The following is a 21,801-nucleotide window of genomic DNA, read 5'->3' on the forward strand; positions in this document are numbered from 1 at the left end:
CGTAACCCGATCAGCAGGCCAGGGCGGTGTCGGCGGTGGTCGTCGGGGGGCGGGCCAGGTCCAGCAGGACGGGGGCGTCGTTGCGCAGCGCGAACGCGCGCAGCTCGGCCAGCTCCGGGCGGCCCGCCGTCGACTCGCCGGCGCGCTCCAGCTCCACCGTCGCGAAGGTCAGCGCCAGCATCCGGTCGGTCACGTCCGGGATGCCGGCGTAGATCTCGGCGCCGGCCAGGTGCAGCTCCGCGGCCCGCCGGTGGTCGCCGTCCGCGGCGGCCAGCGCGCCGGTCACCGTCCGCCGCGCCGCCTCCGACCAGGGCGTGCGGTGACCCACCCGGTCCAGCATCGCGCGTACCCGGGCCGCCGAGTCCCGCCCGGCGAGGCTGGCCGCGTACCCGGCCGCCGCGATCCACTCGCCGCTGGCCAGGGCCGGCACCGCCGACCAGGAGTCGGCCAGCTCGTCGATCAGCGTCGCCGCCTCCTCCCGGTGCCCCTGCAACGCGCGGCACAGCGCGCCTATCCCCAGCATCGTCCAGTGCAGCCGGTGGAAGCCGCTGCGCCGCGCGGCGTCGAGCGCGGCCGCCACGTCGTCGCGGAACGCGGTGGCGCCGTCCTGGGAGCGGGCCGGCGGCACCCGCCCGCCCCGCAGCACCAGCAGGCAGGAGCGCAGGCCACGCACCTGCATGTCCCAGCTGCCGGTCGGGGTGTCCACGAAGGCCTCGGCGGCGGACAGCAGCCGGTCGAAGTCGCCCTCGAACCAGGCGCGCATCGCCTCCGCCGAGTAGCTCGTGGTCAGCGTCTGCCCACTGGCCTTGCGCGTCGGCAGCGACGAGAGCAGGGCGTCGGAGCGCAGCCAGTCGCCCTCCTCGCAGACGGCGTAGACGAGGTTCTGGATGGCCCGGGGCAGGGCGATCAGCTGGTTGGCGCGGCTGACCTCGACGATCGCGTGCAGCTCGTCCAGGCCGGACCGGTCGCCCGCCTGGTAGCGGGCGATGGCCGAGGTGATCTGGGCGTTGGTGCGGGTCTCGGTCAGCCCCAGCCGCTCGCCGATCTCCGCCGCCCGTTCGGCCGCGGCGACCGCCGGATCCCGTTCGTAGTTCAGCATGTGCAGCCGGCCCAGCTCGGCGTAGGCGTCCGCCTTCTGAGGGCTGTCCGGCAGCGGGGCGAAGAGCTGCACGGCCCGGTCCAGGCAGGCCAGGGCGGCGGCCCGGTCGGCGCGCAGCCACGCGGCCTGACCCAGCAGCGTCCAGGCGCGCGCCGCGCAGGCGTCGTCGCCGTGCGCCAGCAGCCGTTCGGCGAGCGCCTGCACCTGCTCGGGGCCGCCCCCGGAGAGGAAGCCGTTGCCGTCCCGGTAGAAGGAGATCTCCGTGCTGAGCAGCTCCAGTTGGAGCCGGCCGACCGGGTCGGTGTCGTCGGCCAGCCCGAGCGCCCGGCCCGCGTGGCTCGCCGCGACGTCGAGACTGTGCAGCGCGTACGCCCGGCGGGCCGCCCGGTGCAGCGCGGCCCGGGCGGGGCCGGCGAACCGACCGATCTCCATGCCCAGCGACCGGGCGATCTCGTGGGCCGCCCACCGGTGGTGGGCCAGCACCTCGGCCAGGTCGGTGTCCCGGCTCTGCGAGAGCATGTCCAGCCACTGCGCCGTCCGCTCGTGCCGCGCCACCCGCTCGGTGCGGGGCAGTCGCTGGTAGCAGACGTCGCGCACCAGCACGTGCCGGAACCGGTACTCCGGCTGCCCGGCCATCGTGGAGGCGGCCTGCTCGTGCACGAAGTCGCGCTGCTCCAGCCGGCGCAGCGCGCGCTCCACCGACTCGACGGGCTGCCCGAGCGCGGCGGCCACGGCCCCCGGCCAGAACTGCACGCCGACCACGGCGGCGGCCAGCAGCACCGTGCGCTCCTTGGCGTCGAGCAGGTCGATGCGGTTGGCGATGACGGCGTGCACGCTCTCCGGCATCGGCAGGTCGAGGTGCTTCTCCAGCGACCAGCCTCGTACGGACTGGCGCAGCGCGCCCTGCTCGATCAGCATCCGGACGTACTCGTGGGCGTAGAGCGGGTTGCCGCCGGCCACCTCGATCAGCGGGGTGAGCATGTCGGCGGAGAAGGCCGCCCGGCCGAACATGTGGGCGTAGAGCGCGGCGATGCCCGTGTCCCGCAGCGGGGGCAGGGTGATGGTCACCGAGCCGGTGATCGTCCCCGCCCAGCTCGGGTCCCGGTCGACGAGTTCCGGCCGGGCGGTGCAGAGCAGCAGCAGCGGCACCTCCCGGGCGGCGGTGCCGAGCAGCTCCACGAAACGCAGCATCGCGTCGTCGGCCCAGTGCAGGTCCTCGAAGACCAGCACGGTCGGCCGGCGGGCGGCCAGGGCGAGCAGGAAACGTCGCCACGCCGACTCGGTCTCCTCGGCCGGCAGCGCGGTCCCCGGCAGGCCCACCAGCGGCCGCAGGGCGTCGACGAGGCGCTGCCGCTCGCCCGGGCCGACCAGCTCGCCGACGGCCGAGGCGAGCCGCTGCGCGGCGCTCGACGCCGGGTCGGTGTCCAGGATGCCGGCCTCGGACTTGACGATGTCGGCCAACGCCGCGAACGTCACGTTCTCGCCGAACGGCGGGCACCGCCCGATCCGCCAGGTCAGCGGCTCGTCGACCAGCCGGTCCACGTGCCGGTACAGCTCCCGGACCAGCCGGCTCTTGCCCAGCCCGGCCCGGCCGAAGACGGTCACCACCTGCGGGCGCCGGTCGCGCAACGACCGGTGCAGGGCGTTGACCAGCATCCCCAGCTCGTGCTCCCGGTCGATCAGCGGCGTGACGTCCGGCTGCCGGTCGGTCGACTGCCGGCGCACCGGGGACAGGGCCAGCCACACCTCGGTCGTCGTCGACCGCCCGCGCAGGGTGACCGGCGGCTGCTCCGAATAGCGGATCGCGTCCCGGGTGAGGGCGTGCGTCACGCCGCAGACCAGCACCCCGCCGGGCGGCGCGACGGACTGCATCCGGGAGGCCGTGTTGACCACGTCGCCGGCCACGATCGCCTGGCCGCCGTCGCGGGCGGCGGCCACGTCGACAAGCGCCTCGCCGGTGGCCACCCCGACCCGGAAGCGCAGCGCGTCCGCGCCGGTGGGGGCGAAGCGGGTCAGCACCCGTTGCAGCTCCAGGCCGGCCCGCACGCAGCGCAGCGCGTCGGTCTCGGTCGCCACGGGCGCGCCGAACAGGGCCATCACCGCGTCGCCGATGTATTTCTCCACCACCCCGCCGTACTGCCCGACGACGCGGCGGGCGGCGGAGAAGAACCCGGTCTGCATGCCGCGGACCAGCTCCGGGTCCGCCCGTTCGACGTACGGGGTGAAGTCGATCAGGTCGACGAAGAGCACGCTGACCCGGCGGCGGTCCTCCTGCGGGGCCGCCTGTCGCCCGCTGCCCGGCCGGGCGGCGCCGCAGGAGGTGCAGAACGCCACGTCCTGGGCGAGCGGGCGCAGGCAGTGCGGACAGACGGCGCCCAGCTCGTTGCCGCAGCCGCCGCAGAAGCGGTCGCCCGCGGCGGCCGTGCGTCCACAGCGGTCACACTGCGTGGCGATGACACCCTCCACTCGCGATCCCGCCGGTGCCGGAGGCGGCACCGTTCCGGTGTCAGTATCGCCGTCTGTCCAGCTGTCGGGTACCGGGCTGTTGGCTTGTGGACAGTCCACCGGCCGGTCCTGCGGTTACAGTCAGGCGGCTGAATGTCGACCATTGACCACAGGGGGATTCCCGATGGTGTACGTGATGTTGCAGAGCGACTGGACCGACGGCAACGGGGTGAGCCACCTCGCGGGCGACTCCGTCGACGTGGACGCCGCCACGTTGGCCGCGCTCCAGGCGCAGGGGATCGTCAGCGAGCAGTCCGGTGGCGGCAAGGACGGCACGGAGTGGGTCGGGCCGGGCAGCACCAACTGGGTCGGGCCGGGCAGCAACACTCCCTGACACCCCGCACGAAGGGGCCGGAGCAGCCGCTCCGGCCCTTTTTCGCGTACGCCTCAGCGCTCGCTCATGCCGGCGCGGCGGCGCAGCGCCGCCACGTCGGTGACCACGATCCGCCGGCCCTCGGTGCGCAGCCAACCCCGGTTGGCGAACGACCCGATCGCCTGGTTGACGCTCTGCCGCGAGCCGCCGGCCATCTCCGCGAGCTGGCTCTGGTTGAGCTCGATGGTGATCATCGGGGCCTGGCTCTCGCCGGCCAGCCGGACCAGGGTCTTGGCCACCCGGCCGGGCAGGTCCAGGAAGACGTGGTCGGCGTTCTGCTCGGTCAGCCGGCGGATCAGCCCGCCGAGCGAGCGCATCACCGCGTCGAGGATGCGCGGGTTGGAGTGCACCAGCTCCATGAACGCGCCCCGGGACAGCGCGAGCGCGGCGCAGTCCTCGATCGCCTCGGCCGAGGCGGAGCGGGTGGAGGCGTCGAGCAGGGAGACCTCGCCCAGCACGTCCGGCGGACGGATCACCGACAGCACCGCGCGCTCGCCGGTCGGCGCGGTGCGGAAGACCGCGACCGCGCCCCGACGCAGGACGATGAGGGACTCGCCGGGGTCGTTCTCGACGAAGAGCAGCTGACCCTTGCGGTACGTGCGGGGGACCGCCGCGGCGATCACCCGCTGCCGGACCTCCGGCTCCAGCCCGGCGAACATCTCCACACCCGTGAGCGCGTCACCCGGCTCCGGAAGGCGCATCTCCACGGCCCAACCCCTCCCCCGGTCAAGGACCACAACTCGCTCACCGGGTGAACCTGAAGGCCCTCGACGAGGTGAACTGACACCGGTTCGGCGTCCGGTAGCGGTACACATCAGATCATGACGGTCCGGTCGCTTGCTGTACACCCCTCAAATCACTTCCGTGACACTCCCGAGCTGCGGCGATCGGCGTGGTGGGCGGCATCCGGCCGCCCCGGTGGCCCGGCGGCGACGGGCGTGGGCGAGGATGACCGGTGATGGTCTACCGCTATTTCTACGACTGCGAGTTCATCGAGGACGGCCGGCTCGTCGACCTGGTGTCGATCGGCGTCGTCGACGAGTACGGCCGCGAGTTCTACGCCGTCTCGACCGAGTTCGACGACTCGCGGGCCGTGCCCTGGGTGCGCCGCAACGTGCTCGACAAGCTGCCCTCCCCGGCGAACCGCGCCTGGCGTTCCCGGGAGCGCATCCGCGACGAGCTGTACGACTTCCTCGTCGAGCCGGTCCGCGACCGCCCGGGCGAGCAGTTGGAGCTCTGGGCCTGGTACGCCGCGTACGACCACGTCGCCCTGGCCCAGCTGTGGGGCGCCATGCCGGCGCTGCCCCGGGAGATCCCCCGGTTCACGAAGGACCTGCGCCAGCTCTGGGACGACCGGGGCCGGCCGCCGCTGCCGGACGCCGACGCGGCGCGCCACGACGCGCTGGTCGACGCCCGGCACAACCTGGCCCGGTGGCGGGCGATGACCGGTTCGTAGGTTTGGTCGGTTCTGTCCCGGGCACCGGTGCGACGTCGAGCCGATGTGAGGGAGAGTCCCATGAGCAACGAACCGACTAACGCCGCCGAGGCCCGGCGCCGGGTGACCGAGCTGGTCCGGGAGGCGCGCATCTGCATGCTCACCACGACGGCCGTGGACGGCCGGATGGTGAGCCGTCCGATGGGCCTGCAGGAGGCGGAGTTCGACGGCGACCTGTGGTTCTTCGCGTACGCCGACTCCGCCAAGGTCCGGCAGATCCGCGTGAACCCGGAGGTCAACGTCTCCTTCTCCGACTCCCGGCGCAACGCCTGGGTGTCGGTCTCGGGCACCGCCCGCGAGGGGTACGACCGGGCGAAGGCCGAACAGCTGTGGAACCCGGTGCTCAAGGCCTGGTTCCCGGACGGGCTGGAGACTCCCGGGCTCACCCTGGTCAAGGTCCACGCCAGCTCCGCGGAGTACTGGGACTCCCCGTCGAGCACCGTGGTCAACCTGTTCGGCTACGCCAAGGCGGCGGTGACCGGCAAGCCGCCGAAGGTGGGGGAGAACCACGAGGTCAGCTACTGACCGGTAGGCCGACCGGCCCGTGGGACCGGCCCGGGGCGCGGTGTCGACGTGCGCCAGCGACGACTACAGTGCGCACTGACGGCCCGCCCCGGGCCGGCAACGGCGCCGATGGTCTGATTCGACACATATCCTGGGGCAAATCGGGCTACACCTGATGCTCCAGGAGGATGAGCAGATCATGCGTATCGGCGTGCTCACCGGCGGCGGCGACTGCCCAGGTCTCAACGCGGTCATCCGGGCGGTGGTCCGCAAGGGCGTCGCCAGCTACGGCCACGAGTTCGTGGGTTTCCGGGACGGCTGGAAGGGCCCGTTGGAGGGCCTGTCCCGCCCCCTGGGCATCGCGGAGGTCCGCGGCATCCTGCCGCGCGGCGGCACCATCCTCGGTTCGTCCCGGACGAACCCCTTCAAGATCGAGAACGGCGTCGAGCGGATCAAGGAGAACCTCGCCGCGCAGGGCGTGGACGCGCTCATCGCGATCGGCGGCGAGGACACCCTCGGCGTGGCCACGAAGCTGCACGAGCTCGGGGTCCACGTGATCGGCGTGCCGAAGACGATCGACAACGACCTCGGCGCCACCGACTACACCTTCGGCTTCGACACCGCCGTCAACATCGCGATGGAGGCGATCGACCGGCTGCACACCACCGCCGAGAGCCACCACCGCACCCTGGTGGTCGAGGTGATGGGCCGGCACGCCGGCTGGATCGCCCTGCACGCCGGCCTGGCCGGCGGCGCCAACGTGATCCTGCTGCCGGAGCGGCAGTTCGACGTCGAGCAGGTCGCCGGCTACGTCGAGAAGCGCTTCCAGCACCAGTACGCCCCGATCGTCGTGGTCGCCGAGGGCGCCCAGCCGCTGGACGGCCAGATGGTCCTGCACAACCAGGAGCTCGACGCGTTCGGCCACGTCCGCCTCGGCGGCATCGGCCAGTGGCTCGCCGAGCAGCTGGAGGCCAAGACCGGCAAGGAGGCCCGCACGGTCGTGCTCGGGCACATCCAGCGCGGCGGCACCCCGAGCGCCTTCGACCGGGTGCTCGCCACCCGGCTCGGCCTCCAGGCGATCGACGCGGTCCACGAGGGCGACTGGGGCAAGATGGTCGCCATGCAGAGCACGGACATCGTCCGCGTCCCGCTGGCCGACGCCACCCGCGAGCTGAAGACCGTGCCGCTGGAGCGGTACGCCGAGGCCGAGGTCTTCTTCGGCAGCTGATCCATCCGCGGCGTCGTGGCGGGCCGTCCGGCCCGCCGCGACGCCGGCTCACGGCGAGGGGGTACGACGGCGATGGCGGGTTCGGTGCACACGGTCGCGGTGATCGGGGCCGGCAAGATCGGCGAGCTGATGCTCTCCGGGCTGCTGCGCTCGGGCTGGCCGGTGGGCCGGCTGCTGGCCACGGCCCGCCGACCCGCCCGTGCCGAGGAGCTGACCGCCCGTTACGGGGTACGGGTGGTCGACAACCTCACCGCCGTGGCCGAGGCGGAGGTGCTCGCCGTCTCGGTCAAGCCGCAGGACGCGGCGACGCTGCTGGAGGAGATCGGGCCGAAGGTGCCCGCCGACAAGCTGGTCATCTCGCTCTGCGCCGGCCTGCCGACCAGCTTCTTCAACCGCCGCCTGCCCGAGGGCACGCCCGTGGTGCGGGTGATGACCAACACCCCGGCCCTGGTCGACCAGGCGATGACGGCGATCTCCGCCGGCGCCCACGCCACCGGCACGCACCTCGCGCTGGCCGAGGAGATGTTCAAGCCGCTGGGCTCGACCGTCCGGGTGCCCGAGTCCCAGCAGGACGCGGTGACCGCGCTCTCCGGCTCCGGGCCGGCGTACTTCTACCTGCTCGTCGAGGCGATGATCGACGCCGGCATCCTGCTCGGCCTGCCCCGGCAGGTCGCGCACGAGCTGATCGTGCAGACCGCGATCGGCTCGGCCGTGATGCTGCGCGACTCCGGCGAGCACCCGGTGAAGCTGCGCGAGGCGGTCACCTCGCCGGCCGGCACCACCATCTCCGCCGTGCGCGAGCTGGAGAAGCACGGCGTACGCGCGGCGCTGCTCGCCGCGCTGGAAGCGGCCCGCGACCGCGCCCGCGAACTGGCCGCCCAGGCCGACTGACTCCGGCGAGCAGCCGCCCGTCCGTCATGTGGTCCGCAACGCCGGGATCGGGATCGTCTGCCATGCGCTCGACCTCGACGCCGACCCGGCCAGCCTGCTCGCCCGGGTCGGCGCCTTGGCCGGTGAGATCATCAGTAGAGCAGGTGGGGCTTGCGGCGGCGGTTGAAGTCCGCCAGCTCGTCGGCCCAGGCGCCTACCACGTCGTCCACGTCGGCGCCCGCGTCGATCATCGTGCGCAGTCGCGGCGACCCGGTCAGCTTGTCGATCCAGTACGGCCGCACGGCGTCCCACGAGTCGCGCCGCCACGCGAACGCCTCGTACTTGTGCGCCTCCACCAGCATCGCGACCGCCGTGCGGATCGGGTCGTACTTCGCGCGGTCGACGACCTTGACCTCGACCCCCGCGCAGAGCTTGTTGAGCAGCGCGGGCTTCTGCCCGGCGGACGTCGGCGTGAAGTACGCCTCGCGGAACTCGACGCCGGGCAGCTCGCGGGCGTTGAGCCGGTCGGACCAGTGGTAGTCGAAGTCCTCGGCCAGCCCGCCGATCAGCTCGAACGGCTTGCAGGTGCCCCGGCCCTCGGTGAGCGAGGCAACGCCCTCGAACAGGCCGGTGCCGGGGTAGACCAGCGCAGTGTCCGTGGTGGGCATGTTCGGGCTGGGCAGCACCCAGGGCAGGTCGGTGTCGGCGGCCAGCCTGTCGCGCTTCCAGTGCCGGCACTTCACGACGTGCAGGTCCACCTGGCGGCCGGCCTCGGCGGGCAGGAACTCGGCGTTGAAGAACCGGGCCAGCTCGCCGACGGTCATCCCGTGCTGCTGGACGATCTCCTTCAGCCCCACCCCGGAGGTGTAGCCGGCGGTCATCATCGGCCCGTAGGCCCGGCCGCCGACCGGGTTCGGCCGGTCCAGCACCACGTACCGCTTGCCGGTCCGGGCCGCGGCCATCATCGAGGTGTACATGGTCCAGATGTACGTGTAGAAGCGGGCGCCGACGTCCTGGATGTCGAAGACGACGGTGTCGACGCCGGCCTGGGTGAACATGGTCTCCCACTTGGCCAGCGAGGCGCCGTAAGCGTCGTAGACGGTGATCCCGGTGCGGGCGTCGATGCCGGTGCCCTCGCTGCCCCCGGCCTGCGCCGAGCCGCGGAAGCCGTGCTCGGGGCCGAACGCGGCGGCCAGCCGCACCGTGCCGGAGGCGTGCATCAGGTCGACCAGGTGCCGGTAGGCCGAGTCCACGCCGGTGGGGTTCGAGATCACCCCGACCCGCTGGCCGGCGAGTTCGGCGAAGTCGGACCGGACGAGCACGTCGAGCCCGGTCTCCACGCGGCGGATGCCGGGCGCGGCGTGACCGGCCGCACCGGGTGCCGTCGCCGCGACCGCGCCCGCGGTCACCGCACCCGCTCCGGCCAGGAACTTCCTTCGCTCCATGTCGACCCTCCCTCGGTTTGGTCGAAACTTAGCTACACGTTGATGCCCCGTCAAGGAAGGTTAGCTACAAAGCCGGGGTGGACGGGGTCGGCCGGCGGCGCTTTCTGAACCGCGGCCCGGCGGCGCGTGGTGCGGACCCACCGGTCGGACGGTGCTCCATACTGGCCCGGTGTTCACCCTCGCCCAGGCCCGCCACCTGATCGCCACCCTGCGCCCGCGCGTCGACGAACTGATCCGCCTGCGGGCCGACCTGGCCGAGCTGCGCGTCGACCTGGCCGAGCGGGGTGCGAGCCCGCTCGGCGGACTGGCCGAGGTCAAGGGGCTGGAGGCGCGGTTGCACGCCGTCGTCGAGGACTTGCACTCCCACGACATCCAGGTCAAGGGCATCGCGCCGGTGCTGCTCGACTTCCCCGGCGAGCGTGACGGCCGGCCGGTGCTCTGGTGCTGGCTGGAGGGGGACAGCGACGTGCGTTGGTACCACCGGGTGGAGTGCGGCTTCGCCGGCCGCCGCCCGGTCTGATCCGCCGCGGCGGGGTCGCCCTGCCCGGGGCGGTGGCGGGCAGCGGGCCGGGCCCGTCGCCCGCGCCGGTGGTGCTCAGGCCAGGGACGCGAGCATGGCCGGGGAGACGTTCCCGCCGCTGATGACGAGCACGGTACGGGTGCCCGACGCGGCGTCGACCAGGCCGGCCCGCAACGCGGCGAGGGTGACGGCGGCGGACGGCTCGACCAGGAGCTTCGTCGCGTCCAGCAGCTCCCACCAGGCGGCCCGGATGTCCTCCTCGGACACCTCGACCACCTCGTCCACCAGCGCGCGGACGTGCGCCAGGGTGTGCCGCCCGGCGAACGGCGCCGCCAGCCCGTCGGCGATGGAGGTCGGCCGTACCGCGAGGGCGTCGCCGTCGGTGCGCAGCGCGTGGCCGACCGCGTTGGCGGTGGCCGGCTCGACCCCGACGATTCGGGCGGTGGGGACGGCCGCCCGGACCGCCGACGCCACCCCGCTGATCAGCCCGCCGCCGCCCACCGGCACCAGGACCAGCTCCGGCGGCGGGCCGTCGGCCAGGATCTCCCTGCCGACGGTGGCCTGGCCGGCGATGACGTCCGGCTCGTCGAACGGGTGCAGGAGGTGGTAGCCGCGCTCCGCCGCGAGGGCCTGGCAGGTGCCCAGCAGGTCGTCGGTGAGGACGACCTCGCCGCCGTACCGCCGGACCGCCTCGATCTTGGTCGGCACCGCGTGCGGTGGCATGCAGACGACCGTCGGCAGGCCGAAGGCGCGACCGGCGAAGGCCACGGCCGCCGCGTGGTTGCCGGCGGAGAAGGCTGTCAGCCCGGCGGGCGCCCCCTCCCGTTCGACGCGGGCGAGCAGCGCGTTCAGCGCGCCCCGCACCTTGAAGCTGCCGGTGTGCTGGAGGTTCTCCGCCTTGACCGCGAGGTCGAGCCGGAGCGGGTCGCCGAGGCGGGGGCAGGGCAGCAGCGGCGTGCGGGCGACCCGCCCCCCGATGCGCCTCTCGGCCGTGATGATGTCGTCCACGGTGGTGAGCTGCACGGTCGCAGCTTAGCCCGGCCCCGGCCGGTCGCACCGCCCGTGGTGATGGCGACGCAGGACCCGATCGAACGGTGCGACCGGCGGGGCGGTGGCGCGACCGCTCAGCGGGTGGCTTCGGCCAGCGCGGCGCGCACCCTGGCGGCGTCAGCCGGCGCCTCGCGCTCCCAGTCCGCCGGGTCGGCCGAGTAGATGGTCCCGTATGCCGGGGTGTCCGGCTGGTAGCGCCAGCTCTCGGCGAGCGTCCCGGCGTCCACGGCGTCGTAGCCGATCCGGTCGAGGAAGGCCGCGGCCTCCGCCTTCGCGCCCGCGTCGTCGCCGGCGACGGGCAGCGCGCTGCGGTCGTCGGCGCCGGCCGGCCGGGCCAGCGCGTGCAGGTGCTTGAAGAAGATGTTGTTGAACACCTTGACCACCCGCGACTGTGGCAGGTGCCGTTGCAGCAGCTCGCTGCTGGTGGTGGAGCCCGAGTCCAGCTCGGGGAACCGGCCGTCCCGCTCCGGGTAGTAGTTGTTGGTGTCCAGCACCAGCTTGCCGGCGAGCGGCTCGACCGGCACGTCCCGGTACGCCTTCAGCGGGATGGTGACGACCACCAGATCGCCGGCCTCCGCGGCCTCCCGGACCGTGGCCGCCCGGGCGCGCGGGCCCAGCTCCTCGACGAGATCCTTGAGGGTCTCCGGGCCGCGCGAGTTGCTCAGCACCACCTCGTAGCCGGCGGCCACCGCCAGCCGCGCCACCGTGCCGCCGATGTGTCCACTGCCGATCAGTCCCACAGTTGTCATGTCGCTTCCCAACCTCGTCCGCGGTGGCGGTATTCCCCACCGGCGTGGTCGACAATTCCGCCCGGTGCCCGGTGCCCGGTGCCCGGTGCCCGGTGCCCGGTGCCCGGTGCCCGGTGCCCGGTGCCCGGTGGGCCGGTCGACGGCGTCGGACCGGGTGCGGGTCGGGCGGCCGGCGGGGGCGGTCCGCGCGCCCGTCCGCCCAACGTACTGCCGGCCGGGGTGCGGGGGGCCGGCTTCGGGACAACGCCTGCCGGGCGGCCCGCATCGCCGTCGCGGGGGGACCGGTGTCGGCCCTGGCGGCTAGCCTGCCTCCACTTGCGAACACGGATTGGGGAGTGCGATGGGCACGTGGGCGGCGGGGCCATTCGACAACGACGTGGCGGCGGACTGGTGCGCCGGCCTCGACGAGGCGTCGCCGGAGCGGCGGCCCCTGCTGGTCGAGCAGGCGCTGCGCGAGGCGGCGGGGGAGGACGACTTCCTGGACTCGTGGCCCGGCGCCAAGGCGGTCGCGGCGTCGGCGGTGGTCGCCGCGCACCTTCCCGGCGGCCCGCCGGTCGACTCGGCGTACGCGCCGGACTTCCTCACCGCCGGCGGGCGCCTCACGCTCTCCGCGGAGCTGCCGGCGCTGGCCCTGCGGGCGCTGGAGCGGGTGCTCGCCGACGGGTCCGAGCTGGCCGAGCTCTGGGACGAGGCCGGTGAGCTAGACGAGTTCGCCGCCGCGCTCGCCCCGATCCGGGCCGCGCTGGCCGACCCGACCGGGGCCGCCGCCGTCGGGGGCTGAGGCGCGGGGTTCACCGCCGGCGGGGACCGGGCAGGGGGCGCCCGGCCGGACCGCCCGGATCGCCGTCGCGCCGGACCGCCGCCACCACCCGCTCGACCCGTACGCCGGTCGTCGGGTCGGTCCAGACGAACACCACCGGCCTGGCCGCCGCGAAGAGCTCCCAGACGAACGGCGGCAGGTCCTCGGGCGACATCCGGATGTAGGGCGTCGCGTCGTCGACCCGACCGAGCAGGTGCTCCAACGCGAAGCGGTGCCGTCCCGAGCCGTCGAGGTGCTCGGGAGCCGGCGGGACGTGGCGCAGGCTCCCCTGGTCGCGCAGCACGTCGTCCGGCACGGCGGCGTCGAGCACCACCCGGCCGGCGTCGAGCGGGCGCTGGATGCTGACGTGGTGGTCGGGCGGGACCTGGCCCGGCGCGAGCATCCCCTGCACCGCGAAGAACATCCCGACCCCCTCCGCCCGAATCGTCCCGGGTGTCGCCGATCGTAGTCCGCCCGACACGCAGCGGCTCGATCGAGGCGGGTGGCGTCAGACCGCTGGGGGCAGCACCTTCTCGATCGCGGCGCGCAGGTCGGTCGAGCCGGGCTCGACGGTGGGTGCGAACCGGGCCGCCACCGTGCCGTCCGGGGCGACGAGGAACTTCTCGAAGTTCCACCGCACGTCGCCGGCGTGGCCCTCCGCGTCGGCCGTGCCGACCAGCGCCGCATAGAGCGGGTGGCGGCCGGGGCCGTTCACGTCGACCTTCTCGGTGAGCGGGAAGGTCACCCCGTAGTTGACCTGGCAGAAGTCGCTGATCTCGGCGGCGGTGCCCGGCTCCTGGCCGGCGAACTGGTTGCAGGGCACGCCGAGCACCACCAGGCCGCGGTCGGCGTACTCGTCGTGCAGCGCCTGGAGGCCGGCGTACTGCGGGGTGAGGCCGCAGCGCGAGGCGACGTTGACCACCAGCAGCGCGCGTCCGCGGTACTGCGCGAGGTCGGCCGGGCCTCCGGCCAGGGCGTCGATCCGGGTGTCGAAGACGGTCATGGACCGAGGCTACGCGCCGCCACCGCGGCCGCCGCTCGCGCCGCCAGTGGGCCGCCGCTGAGGGAGCGGCCGGGAGGCTGGTCGCGCTCCCAGTCGAAATCGATACATGCACATCTTGACGAAGGGATGACGGCGTGAGTAGCGTCTCACCATCAATCTGGAAAGTTTCCTAACTGTTTAGGGAGACGCCGCATGAAGAGATCGCTCCGCCGGGCCCTCTGGGTCGGCGCCGTGATGGCGGTGACCGCCGCCACGGTCCCGATGGCCAGTGCGTTCGGCGCCGGCAGTGTGACCGCCGGGTTCGCCAAGGCGCAGGACTGGGGGACCGGTCACGAGACGCGGGTGACCGTCACCAACGGGACGAGCGCCCCGGTGAGCACCTGGCGCATCGAGTTCGACCTGCCGTCGGGCACCAGCATCAGCAGTTCCTGGGACGCCGACGTCACTCGCACCGGCGACCACTACGTCGCGGTCAAGAAGAGCTGGGCCGGCCCGATCGCGGCGGGCGCCTCGTTCAGCTGGGGCTACAACGGCACCGGCGCGTACAAGGCGCCGCTGAACTGCACGATCAACGGCGCGCCGTGCGGTGGCGGCACCCCGCCCCCCACCACCGCGCCGCCCACCACCACCCCGCCGACCACGGCGCCGCCCACGACCCCGCCGCCGAGCACGCCTCCGCCCACCACCCCGCCGCCGGGCCCGGGCGGCAAGAAGGTCGTCGGCTACTTCGCGCAGTGGGGCGTCTACGCCCGCAACTACCACGTGAAGAACATCCACACCAGCGGCTCGGCCGCCAAGCTGACCCACATCCTGTACGCCTTCGGCAACACCACCGGTGGCCGCTGCACCATCGGTGACAGCTACGCCGACTACGAGAAGGCCTACACCGCGGCGGACAGCGTCGACGGCGTCGCCGACACCTGGGACCAGCCGCTGCGCGGCAGCTTCAACCAGCTGCGCAAGCTCAAGAAGATGTACCCGAACCTGAAGGTGATCTGGTCCTTCGGCGGCTGGACCTGGTCGGGCGGCTTCACCCAGGCCGCGCAGAACCCGGCCGCGTTCGCCGAGAGCTGCCACAACCTGGTCGAGGACCCGCGCTGGGCGGACGTCTTCGACGGCATCGACGTCGACTGGGAGTACCCGAACGCCTGCGGGCTCACCTGCGACAGCAGCGGCCCGAACGCCTTCAAGAACGTGGTCAGCGCGCTGCGCTCGAAGTTCGGCTCGTCGGCGCTGGTCACCGCCGCGATCACGGCGGACGGCAGCAACGGCGGCAAGATCGACGCCACCGACTACGCCGGCGCCGCGACGCACCTCAACTGGATCATGCCGATGACGTACGACTACTTCGGCGCCTTCAACGCGCAGGGCCCCACCGCCCCGCACTCCCCGCTCACCTCGTACGCCGGCATCCCGCAGCAGGGCTTCTGGTCCGACGCGGCGATCCAGAAGCTCAAGAGCAAGGGCATCCCGTCGGACAAGCTGCTGCTCGGCATCGGCTTCTACGGCCGGGGTTGGACCGGGGTGACCCAGACCGCCCCGGGTGGCACCGCCACCGGCCCCGCCCCGGGCACCTACGAGCAGGGCATCGAGGACTACAAGGTCCTCAAGAACACCTGCCCGGCCACCGGCACCGTCGCCGGCACGGCGTACGCCAAGTGCGGCAGCAACTGGTGGAGCTACGACACCCCCTCCACGATCAACGGCAAGATGACGTACGCGAAGAACCAGGGCCTCGGTGGCGCCTTCTTCTGGGAGCTCTCCGGTGACACCGGTAACGGCGAGCTGATCGGCGCCATCAAGGGCGGTCTCGGCTGAGCCGAGTGCCGACGCACCACCCACACGGCGGGGAGGGACCACGCACCGGTCCCTCCCCGCCCGCTGTGCCCGGGTCGTGGGGAGCCTCCCGCGTCGGCCCGGTCGGGCGGCCGGTGGCGTTCGGTGACGGGCACGTCGGTGGCGGGGACCGGACGGTTCGGGCGCGGCGGCGTCCGGGCACATGTGTCGATGTGACAGACTCGCCGCTCAACGGGCTCGATGTCCACGGTGACGGAGGTGGCGATGCGCGCGACGCGCGGGAGGCTCGCGGCGGGCGCCGTGCTGCTCGGGACCTTTCCCCTCGTCCTGCTCGGCTGCGGCATCGGCGAGGAGGAGGACCCGGCGACCAAGCCCGGGCGGGCCCCGGCCGAGGAGGCCACCACGAAGTCGCGGGAACGGGTGCAGGCCTACCTCGACGCGATGACCGCCAAGGACGTCGCGGCCGGGCGCAGCCAGCTCTGCGCCGCCCTCCAGCAGAGCTTCGACACCGCCGCGACCGGCCCCAACGGCGACTTCGCCGACCACTTCACGGTGCCGCGGGCCGAGATCACCGACATCCGCTCCGGTCCCCGGGGCCAGGAGGTGAGCACGTCGATCTCGGTCGCCGCCGGCTCCCGCACGCTCACCCGGCCGCTGCTGTTCACGGTCACCCGCGACGGCGCCGACTGGTGCATCGCCGCCGAGGCGCCGGGCGGCAACACCCCGGCCCCCGCCGCCACCGGCTGACCCTGCCTCCGGGTGAGTCCGCTCTCACCTGCCGGAACCATCCCCCTCGCCGGTCGGTCGCCGGGCCGCTCGCCGTAGGCTTTCGTCATGCGCCATGAGTGGCATCAGCTGAGCCATCCCGCGGTGGGCAGCCCTGGGCTGCAGACCAGCCGTCCGACCGTCGACTCCGCCGAGGACGCGGCCCTCGGCCTCGACCGCTGGCGGGAGCTGCCGCGTGCGCAGACCCCGCCCTGGCCGGACCCGGCGGGCGTCGCCGAGGTCTGCAAGGTGCTCGACACCGTGCCCTCGGTGGTGGCGCCCTACGAGGTCGACCAGCTGCGGCAGCGGCTGGCGCTGGTGTGCGAGGGCAAGGCGTTCCTGCTCCAGGGCGGCGACTGCGCGGAGACCTTCGTCGACAACACCGAGAGCCACCTGCTGGCCAACGCCCGCACCCTGCTCCAGATGGCGATCGTGCTCACCTACGGTGCCTCGCTGCCGGTGGTCAAGGTGGCCCGGGTCGCCGGGCAGTACACCAAGCCCCGGTCGCTGCCGACCGACGCGCGCGGCCTGCCCGCCTACCGCGGTGACATGATCAACTCGCTGGAGGCGACGCCGGAGGCGCGGGCCGCCGACCCGCAGCGCATGATCCGGGCGTACGCGAACTCGGCCGCCGCGATGAACATGCTCCGCGCCTACCTGGCCGGCGGGCTGGCCGACCTGCACGCCGTGCACGACTGGAACAAGGGCTTCGTCAAGAACTCCCCGGCCGGCGAGCGCTACGAGGCGATCGCCCGGGAGATCGACCGGGCGTTGGCCTTCATCCGGGCCTGCGGGATGACCGACGACGAGGCGCTGCGCACCGTCACCCTCTACTGCTCGCACGAGGCCCTCGCCCTGGAGTACGACCGGGCGCTGACCCGGGTCTCCGACCGCCGGGCGTACGGCCTGTCCGGGCACTTCCTGTGGATCGGCGAGCGCACCCGGCAGATCGACGGGGCGCACATCGACTTCATCTCCCGCATCGCCAACCCCATTGGCGTGAAGCTCGGCCCGACGACGACCCCGGACGAGGCGATCGAGCTCTGCGAGAAGCTCAACCCGGAGAACGTCCCCGGCCGGCTCACCCTGATCAGCCGGATGGGCAACCACCGGGTCCGCGACGCCCTGCCGCCGATCGTGGCGAAGGTGACCGCCGCCGGCGCCAAGGTGGTCTGGCAGTGCGACCCGATGCACGGCAACACGCACGAGTCGTCCAACGGCTACAAGACCCGGCACTTCGACCGCATCGTCGACGAGGTGCTCGGCTACTTCGAGGTGCACCGGGGCCTGGAGACCCACCCGGGCGGGCTGCACGTGGAACTGACCGGCGAGGACGTCACCGAGTGCCTCGGCGGCGCCCAGGGCATCGAGGACCTCGACCTGCCCGGCCGGTACGAGACCGCCTGCGACCCGCGACTGAACACCCAGCAGTCGCTGGAGCTGGCCTTCCTCGTGGCGGAGATGCTCCGTGGCTGACGCGAGGAGTGAGCTTGCGAGCCCCGCAGTCGGCGGCCGGAGGGATGACAGTGGCTGACGCGAGGAGTGAGCTTGCGAGCCCCGCAGTCGGCAGCCGGAAGGACGACCGTGCCTGATCAGTTCGTGGACCTGCGTTCGGACACCGTGACCCGGCCGACGCCGGGGATGCGGGAGGCGATGGCCACCGCCGACGTCGGCGACGACGTCTACGGCGAGGACCCGACCGTCAACGCGCTGGAGGCCGAGGTCGCCGCGCTGTTCGGGCACGAGGCGGCGCTGTTCGCCCCGAGCGGGTCGATGGCCAACCAGATCGCCCTGCAACTGGTGGTGCCGCCGGGCAACGAACTGCTCTGCGACGCCGACGCGCACGTGGTGACGTACGAGATCGGGGCCGCCGCGGCGTACGGCGGGATCTCCTCGCGGACCTGGCCGGCGGTCGGCGCGGACATCGACCCGGACGCGGTCGCCGCCATGGTCCGCCCGGACGGCTACTGGGCGGTGCCCACCCGGGCGATCGCCGTCGAGCAGACCCACAACCGGGGCGGCGGCGGGGTGATCCCGCTGGCCACCCTGCGCGAGCTGCGCCGGGTCGCCGACGACGCGCAGGCCGCGCTGCACTGCGACGGCGCCCGGATCTGGCACGCGCACGTCGCCGACGGCGTGCCGCTGGCCGACTACGGCGCCCTCTTCGACACCCTGTCGGTCTGCCTCTCCAAGGGCCTCGGCGCGCCGGTCGGCTCGCTGGTCGTCGGCAGCGCCGACAAGATCGAGCGGGCCCGGTTCGTCCGCAAGCGGATGGGCGGCGGGATGCGGCAGGCCGGCATCCTGGCCGCCGCCGGCCGGTACGCCCTCGCCCACCACGTCGACCGGCTCGCCGCCGACCACGCCCGGGCGGCCCGGCTCGCCGAGGCGATCGCCCCGTTCGGGGTGCTGGCCACGACCGTCCGGACCAACCTGGTGCCGCTGGACCTGACCAAGGCGCCGCTGGACGCGCACGCCCTGGCCGCCGCCGCCCGCGCCGAGGGCGTCCTGGTCTCGGTGCTCGGCCCCCGCACGGCCCGCCTGGTCACCCACATGGACGTCGACGACGCCGGCATCGACCGCGCCGTGGACGTCCTCACCCGCATCCTGCGGGGCTGACCGCCCCGCCGGCCCGCGTCAGGGGTGCAGGCGCCTGAGGGTGGCGATGTCGGCGGCGTGGCCGACGTGCTTCTCCGTCGGCGTCTCCACCACGACCGGGACGCCGGCGGTGGCCGGATGCGCCATCAGCTCGGCGAACGCCGGCTCGCCGATGGTGCCCTTGCCGATGTTCTCGTGCCGGTCCCGGGTGGAGCCGCAGAGGTCCTTCGAGTCGTTCGCGTGCACCAGCCGCAGCCGGTCGGCCCCGACCGTCGCCACGAGCGTGTCGAGCGTCGCGGTCATGCCGCCCTCGACGGCCAGGTCGTGCCCGGCGGCCCAGGCGTGGCACGTGTCGAAGCAGACCCCGAGCCAGGGGTGCCGTTCCACCGCGTCGAGGTAGGGCCCGAGCTGCTCCACCCGGGAGGCGAGCGAGCGACCGCCGCCCGCGCTCGGCTCGACCAGCAGCCGAGGGCCCTCCGCTGCCGCCGCCTCGTCGAGCAGCGGCAGCAACGTCTCGCGTACCTGCCGCATGGCGGCCTCGGCGTACCCCTCGTCGACCGCGCTGCCGGCGTGGAAGACGACACCCTCGGCGCCGATCGCCCGGCCCCGGCGCAGCGCGTGGGCGAGCGTCTCCGCCGAACGCTCGACCGTGTTCGCGGTGGGGGAGCCGAGGTTGACCAGCAGCGACGCGTGGATGAAGACGGGCACGCCCCGCTCGCCGCAGCCGTCGCGGAACAACGTGTCCTGGGCCGGGTCGCCCGCCGGCAGCGCCCAGCCCCGCGAGTTGGACACGTAGACCTGCACGACCTGTGAGCCGGCCGCGTCGACGTACGGCAGGGCGGCCCGCGCCAGGCCGCCGGAGGTGGGCGTGTGCGAGCCGACCAGCCGCTGCGGTGCCGGCATCGCTACATGCATCCGAGGGTGACCGGGGTGGCCGGCGGCACCTGCGTGTTCTCCGGCGGGTTCTGGAACCGGGTGACGCCGTTCGGGTTGAACTGGATCGCCACCGGGAAGCCCTGGCTCTCCAGCAGCTGCTTGGCCTGCTGACAGGGCAGGTCGATGACCCGGGGCACGGCGACCAGCGGCGGGCCCTTGCTGAGTTCCAGCTTGACCTTCGCTCCCCGCTCCACCCCGGTGCCGTCGGCCGGGCTCTGCCCGAGGATCTCGTCCCTGGGCTTGTCGGAGTCCTTGTAGGTGGGCTCCACCAGCTCCAGGCCCAGTTGGGCGAGGATCGTCCGGGCCTCACCCAGGCTCTTGCCGACCAGGTTGGGCACGGAGATCGGGGCCTTGCCCTTGCTCAGGACGACCGTGACCTTGTCGCCCGGCTTCACCTCGGTGCCGACCTTGGGGTTGGTCTCCAACACGACGCCCGCGGGCAGGTTGTCGTCGTAGCGGGCGGTGCCCTTGGCCACCACCAGCTTCGCGTCGAGCAGGTCCGCCTCGGCGAGCTCGAACTCCTTGCCCACCACGTCGGGCACCGGGAAACGCTCCGGCCCGAGCGAGAGGGTCAGCGTGATCGTGCCGCCCTTGACGATCCGCGTGGCCGAGACGGGATCCTGCGCCAGCACGGCGTCCTTCGGGACCTTCTCGTCGTAGCGCGGTTCGGCGTAGCTGAGGACGATCCCGGCGCGGGCGGCCTGCGCCTCCGCGTCGGCCTTGGTCATCGCCACCAGCTGCGGGGCCTCCGTGTAGCGCCCGGCCGCGAACCACCAGCCGCCGCCGGCGACCAGCAGGACCAGCACCACCGCGGCGGCGATGGCCGCCGTGCGGCCCCGCGGGTCGCCCATCACCCGGGTGCGCAGCGCGGCCAGCCGCGACCACAGGCTCTCGTCCTCCTCGGGCTCGGCCCGGCGACGGCCCGTCCGGGGGCCGCCGCCCTCGGGTAGCCGGGCCCAGGCGGGCCGCTCGGCCGGCCGGACCGCCGCGACCATCATGGTCGGCCCGGCCATCGGCTCGTCGGACACCCGGCGCAGCACGGCGGTACGCGTGTTCGCGTCGCCCAGGTCGTCCCGGACCGCCTGCACCTCGGCCAGCAACGCGCCGGCGTCGGTCGGCCGGGCGCCCGGATCACGCCGGGTGGCCCGGGCGATGAGTTCGTCGAGCGCCTTGGGCAGGCCGGGCACCAGGGTCGACGGCGCCGGGACGTCGTTGTCGACGTGCTGCCAGGCGACGTCGACCGGGCGGTCCCCGTCGTAGGGCACCCGACCGGTGAGCATCTCGAACAGCACGATGCCGGCGGAGTAGACGTCGGTGCGGGGGTCGGCGTGCCCCTCGGTGACCAGTTCCGGGGCCACGTACGCGACCGTGGCCATCAACTGGTTGCCGTTCTCGTCGTCGGCGCTCGCCTCGACCGCCTGGGCCAGCCCGAAGTCGGCGACCTTGACCACGCTGTCGACCAGGTTGGCCGGGCCGCCGGTGGGGGCCTCGGCGACCAGCACGTTCTCCGGCTTCACGTCGCGGTGCACCAGCCCCGCCCGGTGCGCGGCGGCGATCGCGGCGAGCATCTGCTCGGCGATGGCCAGCGCCTCGTCGGGGTTGAGCCGGCGCCGCTCGGCGAGCACGTCACGCAGGGTGCGACCGCGGACGTACTCCATCACGAGGTAGGGCAGGCCGGAGTGGGTGCCCTGGTCGTAGACCGCGACGACGTTGGGGTGGGTCAACCGGGCGATGGTCTTCGCCTCGTCGGTGAACCGCTCCACGAAGCCCGCCGCCCGCGCCCCTGGTTCCGGGGCCTGGGACGGATGAATGATCTTGAGTGCGACGGTGCGCTCGAGGCGCTCGTCGGTGGCGGTGTACACGGTCGCCATGCCGCCACGGGCCACGCGACCGCGGATGCGGTAGCGCCCGTCGATCAGCGAGCCCAGCAACGTGTCGGCGACCTGTGTGTCCATCGGCAGGGAGTCTATGTGTCCAGGAGGTGAAGGTTGAACAGGATGCTACAGATGGGGTGCGACAAGGACCGCTCCGCCGCACTCGCTCGCCCCGCCGGCCCTGCTCAGCCGGC

The 21,801-nt window shown here is 73.5% G+C and carries 19 protein-coding genes and 1 pseudogene; 11 read left to right on the plus strand and 9 right to left on the minus strand.

Annotation, left to right across the window (positions count from 1 at the left end; all coding sequences use genetic code 11):
• Nucleotides 1–10: 10 nt before the first annotated feature.
• Nucleotides 11–3,565 (minus strand): adenylate/guanylate cyclase domain-containing protein, encoded by a 3,555-nt coding sequence (locus DER29_RS27195; protein ID WP_121400497.1) that lies wholly within the window; start codon nt 3,563–3,565, stop codon nt 11–13.
• A gap of 163 nt (nt 3,566–3,728) precedes the next feature.
• On the opposite strand from DER29_RS27195, the gene DER29_RS27200 reads away from it, so the two are divergent.
• Nucleotides 3,729–3,938, plus strand: coding sequence for a hypothetical protein (locus tag DER29_RS27200; RefSeq protein WP_088999193.1), 210 nt, complete (start codon nt 3,729–3,731; stop codon nt 3,936–3,938).
• Nucleotides 3,939–3,991: 53 nt separating this feature from the next.
• On the opposite strand, the gene DER29_RS27205 is transcribed toward DER29_RS27200, so the two are convergent.
• A complete protein-coding gene (locus tag DER29_RS27205; protein ID WP_121400498.1) occupies nt 3,992–4,684 on the minus strand; it encodes a Crp/Fnr family transcriptional regulator in 693 nt (230 codons plus the stop codon).
• A gap of 251 nt (nt 4,685–4,935) precedes the next feature.
• Here DER29_RS27205 and DER29_RS27210 point away from each other — a divergent pair, with 251 nt between their 5' ends.
• From DER29_RS27210 to proC, 4 genes are all read left to right on the plus strand, one after another.
• Complete coding sequence (locus DER29_RS27210; RefSeq protein ID WP_089003323.1) at nt 4,936–5,433, plus strand: polyadenylate-specific 3'-exoribonuclease AS; 498 nt, start codon at nt 4,936–4,938, stop codon at nt 5,431–5,433.
• 60 nt (nt 5,434–5,493) lie between these two features.
• Nucleotides 5,494–5,997, plus strand: a complete 504-nt coding sequence (locus tag DER29_RS27215; protein ID WP_121400499.1) for a pyridoxamine 5'-phosphate oxidase family protein — start codon at nt 5,494–5,496, stop codon at nt 5,995–5,997.
• A 178-nt stretch (nt 5,998–6,175) separates the two neighbouring features.
• Entirely contained in the window at nt 6,176–7,204 is a 1,029-nt protein-coding gene (locus DER29_RS27220) for a 6-phosphofructokinase (RefSeq protein ID WP_121400914.1), read from the plus strand.
• Between the two features lie 72 nt (nt 7,205–7,276).
• Nucleotides 7,277–8,095 (plus strand): pyrroline-5-carboxylate reductase, encoded by an 819-nt coding sequence (gene proC / locus DER29_RS27225; protein ID WP_121400500.1) that lies wholly within the window; start codon nt 7,277–7,279, stop codon nt 8,093–8,095.
• A gap of 131 nt (nt 8,096–8,226) precedes the next feature.
• Here proC and DER29_RS27230 read toward each other — a convergent pair whose 3' ends face one another.
• Nucleotides 8,227–9,519, minus strand: a complete 1,293-nt coding sequence (locus DER29_RS27230) for an exo-beta-N-acetylmuramidase NamZ domain-containing protein (RefSeq protein WP_121400501.1) — start codon at nt 9,517–9,519, stop codon at nt 8,227–8,229.
• Nucleotides 9,520–9,688: 169 nt separating this feature from the next.
• Between DER29_RS27230 and DER29_RS27235 the strand changes: the two genes are divergently transcribed.
• Nucleotides 9,689–10,039, plus strand: a complete 351-nt coding sequence (locus DER29_RS27235; protein ID WP_121400502.1) for a DUF2203 domain-containing protein — start codon at nt 9,689–9,691, stop codon at nt 10,037–10,039.
• Between the two features lie 75 nt (nt 10,040–10,114).
• On the opposite strand, the gene DER29_RS27240 is transcribed toward DER29_RS27235, so the two are convergent.
• On the minus strand, nt 10,115–11,062 hold the full coding sequence (locus tag DER29_RS27240; protein WP_121400503.1) for a threonine/serine dehydratase: 948 nt from the start codon (nt 11,060–11,062) through the stop codon (nt 10,115–10,117).
• 101 nt (nt 11,063–11,163) lie between these two features.
• A pseudogene (locus DER29_RS27245) lies at nt 11,164–11,880 on the minus strand (NADPH-dependent F420 reductase); the annotation flags it as partial.
• 298 nt (nt 11,881–12,178) lie between these two features.
• Between DER29_RS27245 and DER29_RS27255 the strand changes: the two are divergent.
• The gene (locus tag DER29_RS27255) at nt 12,179–12,619 is read left to right on the plus strand and encodes a DUF4259 domain-containing protein (protein ID WP_121400506.1); all 441 of its coding nucleotides are present in this window, start codon (nt 12,179–12,181) and stop codon (nt 12,617–12,619) included.
• 10 nt (nt 12,620–12,629) lie between these two features.
• Here DER29_RS27255 and DER29_RS27260 read toward each other — a convergent pair whose 3' ends face one another.
• Nucleotides 12,630–13,061 (minus strand): hypothetical protein, encoded by a 432-nt coding sequence (locus DER29_RS27260; protein WP_121400507.1) that lies wholly within the window; start codon nt 13,059–13,061, stop codon nt 12,630–12,632.
• Between the two features lie 84 nt (nt 13,062–13,145).
• Complete coding sequence (locus DER29_RS27265) at nt 13,146–13,640, minus strand: glutathione peroxidase (protein ID WP_121400508.1); 495 nt, start codon at nt 13,638–13,640, stop codon at nt 13,146–13,148.
• Between the two features lie 192 nt (nt 13,641–13,832).
• Between DER29_RS27265 and DER29_RS27270 the strand changes: the two genes are divergently transcribed.
• The 4 genes from DER29_RS27270 to DER29_RS27285 all read left to right on the plus strand — a co-directional run bounded on the left by DER29_RS27270 (nt 13,833) and on the right by DER29_RS27285 (nt 18,818).
• Nucleotides 13,833–15,458: a glycosyl hydrolase family 18 protein gene (locus DER29_RS27270; protein ID WP_121400509.1), complete on the plus strand. Its 1,626-nt coding sequence runs from the start codon at nt 13,833–13,835 to the stop codon at nt 15,456–15,458.
• A gap of 243 nt (nt 15,459–15,701) precedes the next feature.
• The gene (locus DER29_RS27275; RefSeq protein WP_121400915.1) at nt 15,702–16,184 is read left to right on the plus strand and encodes a hypothetical protein; all 483 of its coding nucleotides are present in this window, start codon (nt 15,702–15,704) and stop codon (nt 16,182–16,184) included.
• An 87-nt stretch (nt 16,185–16,271) separates the two neighbouring features.
• Nucleotides 16,272–17,678: a class II 3-deoxy-7-phosphoheptulonate synthase gene (locus DER29_RS27280; RefSeq protein ID WP_121400510.1), complete on the plus strand. Its 1,407-nt coding sequence runs from the start codon at nt 16,272–16,274 to the stop codon at nt 17,676–17,678.
• A 165-nt stretch (nt 17,679–17,843) separates the two neighbouring features.
• Entirely contained in the window at nt 17,844–18,818 is a 975-nt protein-coding gene (locus tag DER29_RS27285) for a low specificity L-threonine aldolase (RefSeq protein ID WP_370040773.1), read from the plus strand.
• Nucleotides 18,819–18,836: 18 nt separating this feature from the next.
• Here the strand turns inward: DER29_RS27285 and DER29_RS27290 are convergent, their stop codons facing one another.
• Together DER29_RS27290 and pknB are read right to left on the minus strand one after the other, a co-directional pair.
• Entirely contained in the window at nt 18,837–19,700 is an 864-nt protein-coding gene (locus tag DER29_RS27290; protein ID WP_121400512.1) for a deoxyribonuclease IV, read from the minus strand.
• Between the two features lie 2 nt (nt 19,701–19,702).
• Complete coding sequence (gene pknB, locus DER29_RS27295) at nt 19,703–21,688, minus strand: Stk1 family PASTA domain-containing Ser/Thr kinase (RefSeq protein WP_121400513.1); 1,986 nt, start codon at nt 21,686–21,688, stop codon at nt 19,703–19,705.
• Nucleotides 21,689–21,801: the final 113 nt, after the last annotated feature.

It is taken from the genome of Micromonospora sp. M71_S20, assembly GCF_003664255.1.
Taxonomy (GTDB): domain Bacteria; phylum Actinomycetota; class Actinomycetes; order Mycobacteriales; family Micromonosporaceae; genus Micromonospora.

What these genes read in the sequence shown, in the direction of transcription:
- DER29_RS27270 (WP_121400509.1), top strand. Translation starts at nt 13,833, where the DNA reads ATGAAGAGATCGCTCCGCCGGGCCCTCTGGGTCGGCGCCGTGATGGCG.
- DER29_RS27200 (WP_088999193.1), top strand. Translation starts at nt 3,729, where the DNA reads ATGGTGTACGTGATGTTGCAGAGCGACTGGACCGACGGCAACGGGGTG.
- DER29_RS27220 (WP_121400914.1), top strand. Translation starts at nt 6,176, where the DNA reads ATGCGTATCGGCGTGCTCACCGGCGGCGGCGACTGCCCAGGTCTCAAC.
- DER29_RS27260 (WP_121400507.1), bottom strand. Translation starts at nt 13,061, where the DNA reads ATGTTCTTCGCGGTGCAGGGGATGCTCGCGCCGGGCCAGGTCCCGCCC.
- DER29_RS27265 (WP_121400508.1), bottom strand. Translation starts at nt 13,640, where the DNA reads ATGACCGTCTTCGACACCCGGATCGACGCCCTGGCCGGAGGCCCGGCC.
- DER29_RS27215 (WP_121400499.1), top strand. Translation starts at nt 5,494, where the DNA reads ATGAGCAACGAACCGACTAACGCCGCCGAGGCCCGGCGCCGGGTGACC.
- pknB (WP_121400513.1), bottom strand. Translation starts at nt 21,688, where the DNA reads ATGGACACACAGGTCGCCGACACGTTGCTGGGCTCGCTGATCGACGGG.
- DER29_RS27275 (WP_121400915.1), top strand. Translation starts at nt 15,702, where the DNA reads ATGCGCGCGACGCGCGGGAGGCTCGCGGCGGGCGCCGTGCTGCTCGGG.
- proC (WP_121400500.1), top strand. Translation starts at nt 7,277, where the DNA reads ATGGCGGGTTCGGTGCACACGGTCGCGGTGATCGGGGCCGGCAAGATC.
- DER29_RS27255 (WP_121400506.1), top strand. Translation starts at nt 12,179, where the DNA reads ATGGGCACGTGGGCGGCGGGGCCATTCGACAACGACGTGGCGGCGGAC.
- DER29_RS27285 (WP_370040773.1), top strand. Translation starts at nt 17,844, where the DNA reads ATGCGGGAGGCGATGGCCACCGCCGACGTCGGCGACGACGTCTACGGC.
- DER29_RS27210 (WP_089003323.1), top strand. Translation starts at nt 4,936, where the DNA reads ATGGTCTACCGCTATTTCTACGACTGCGAGTTCATCGAGGACGGCCGG.
- DER29_RS27230 (WP_121400501.1), bottom strand. Translation starts at nt 9,519, where the DNA reads ATGGAGCGAAGGAAGTTCCTGGCCGGAGCGGGTGCGGTGACCGCGGGC.
- DER29_RS27290 (WP_121400512.1), bottom strand. Translation starts at nt 19,700, where the DNA reads ATGCCGGCACCGCAGCGGCTGGTCGGCTCGCACACGCCCACCTCCGGC.
- DER29_RS27280 (WP_121400510.1), top strand. Translation starts at nt 16,272, where the DNA reads ATGCGCCATGAGTGGCATCAGCTGAGCCATCCCGCGGTGGGCAGCCCT.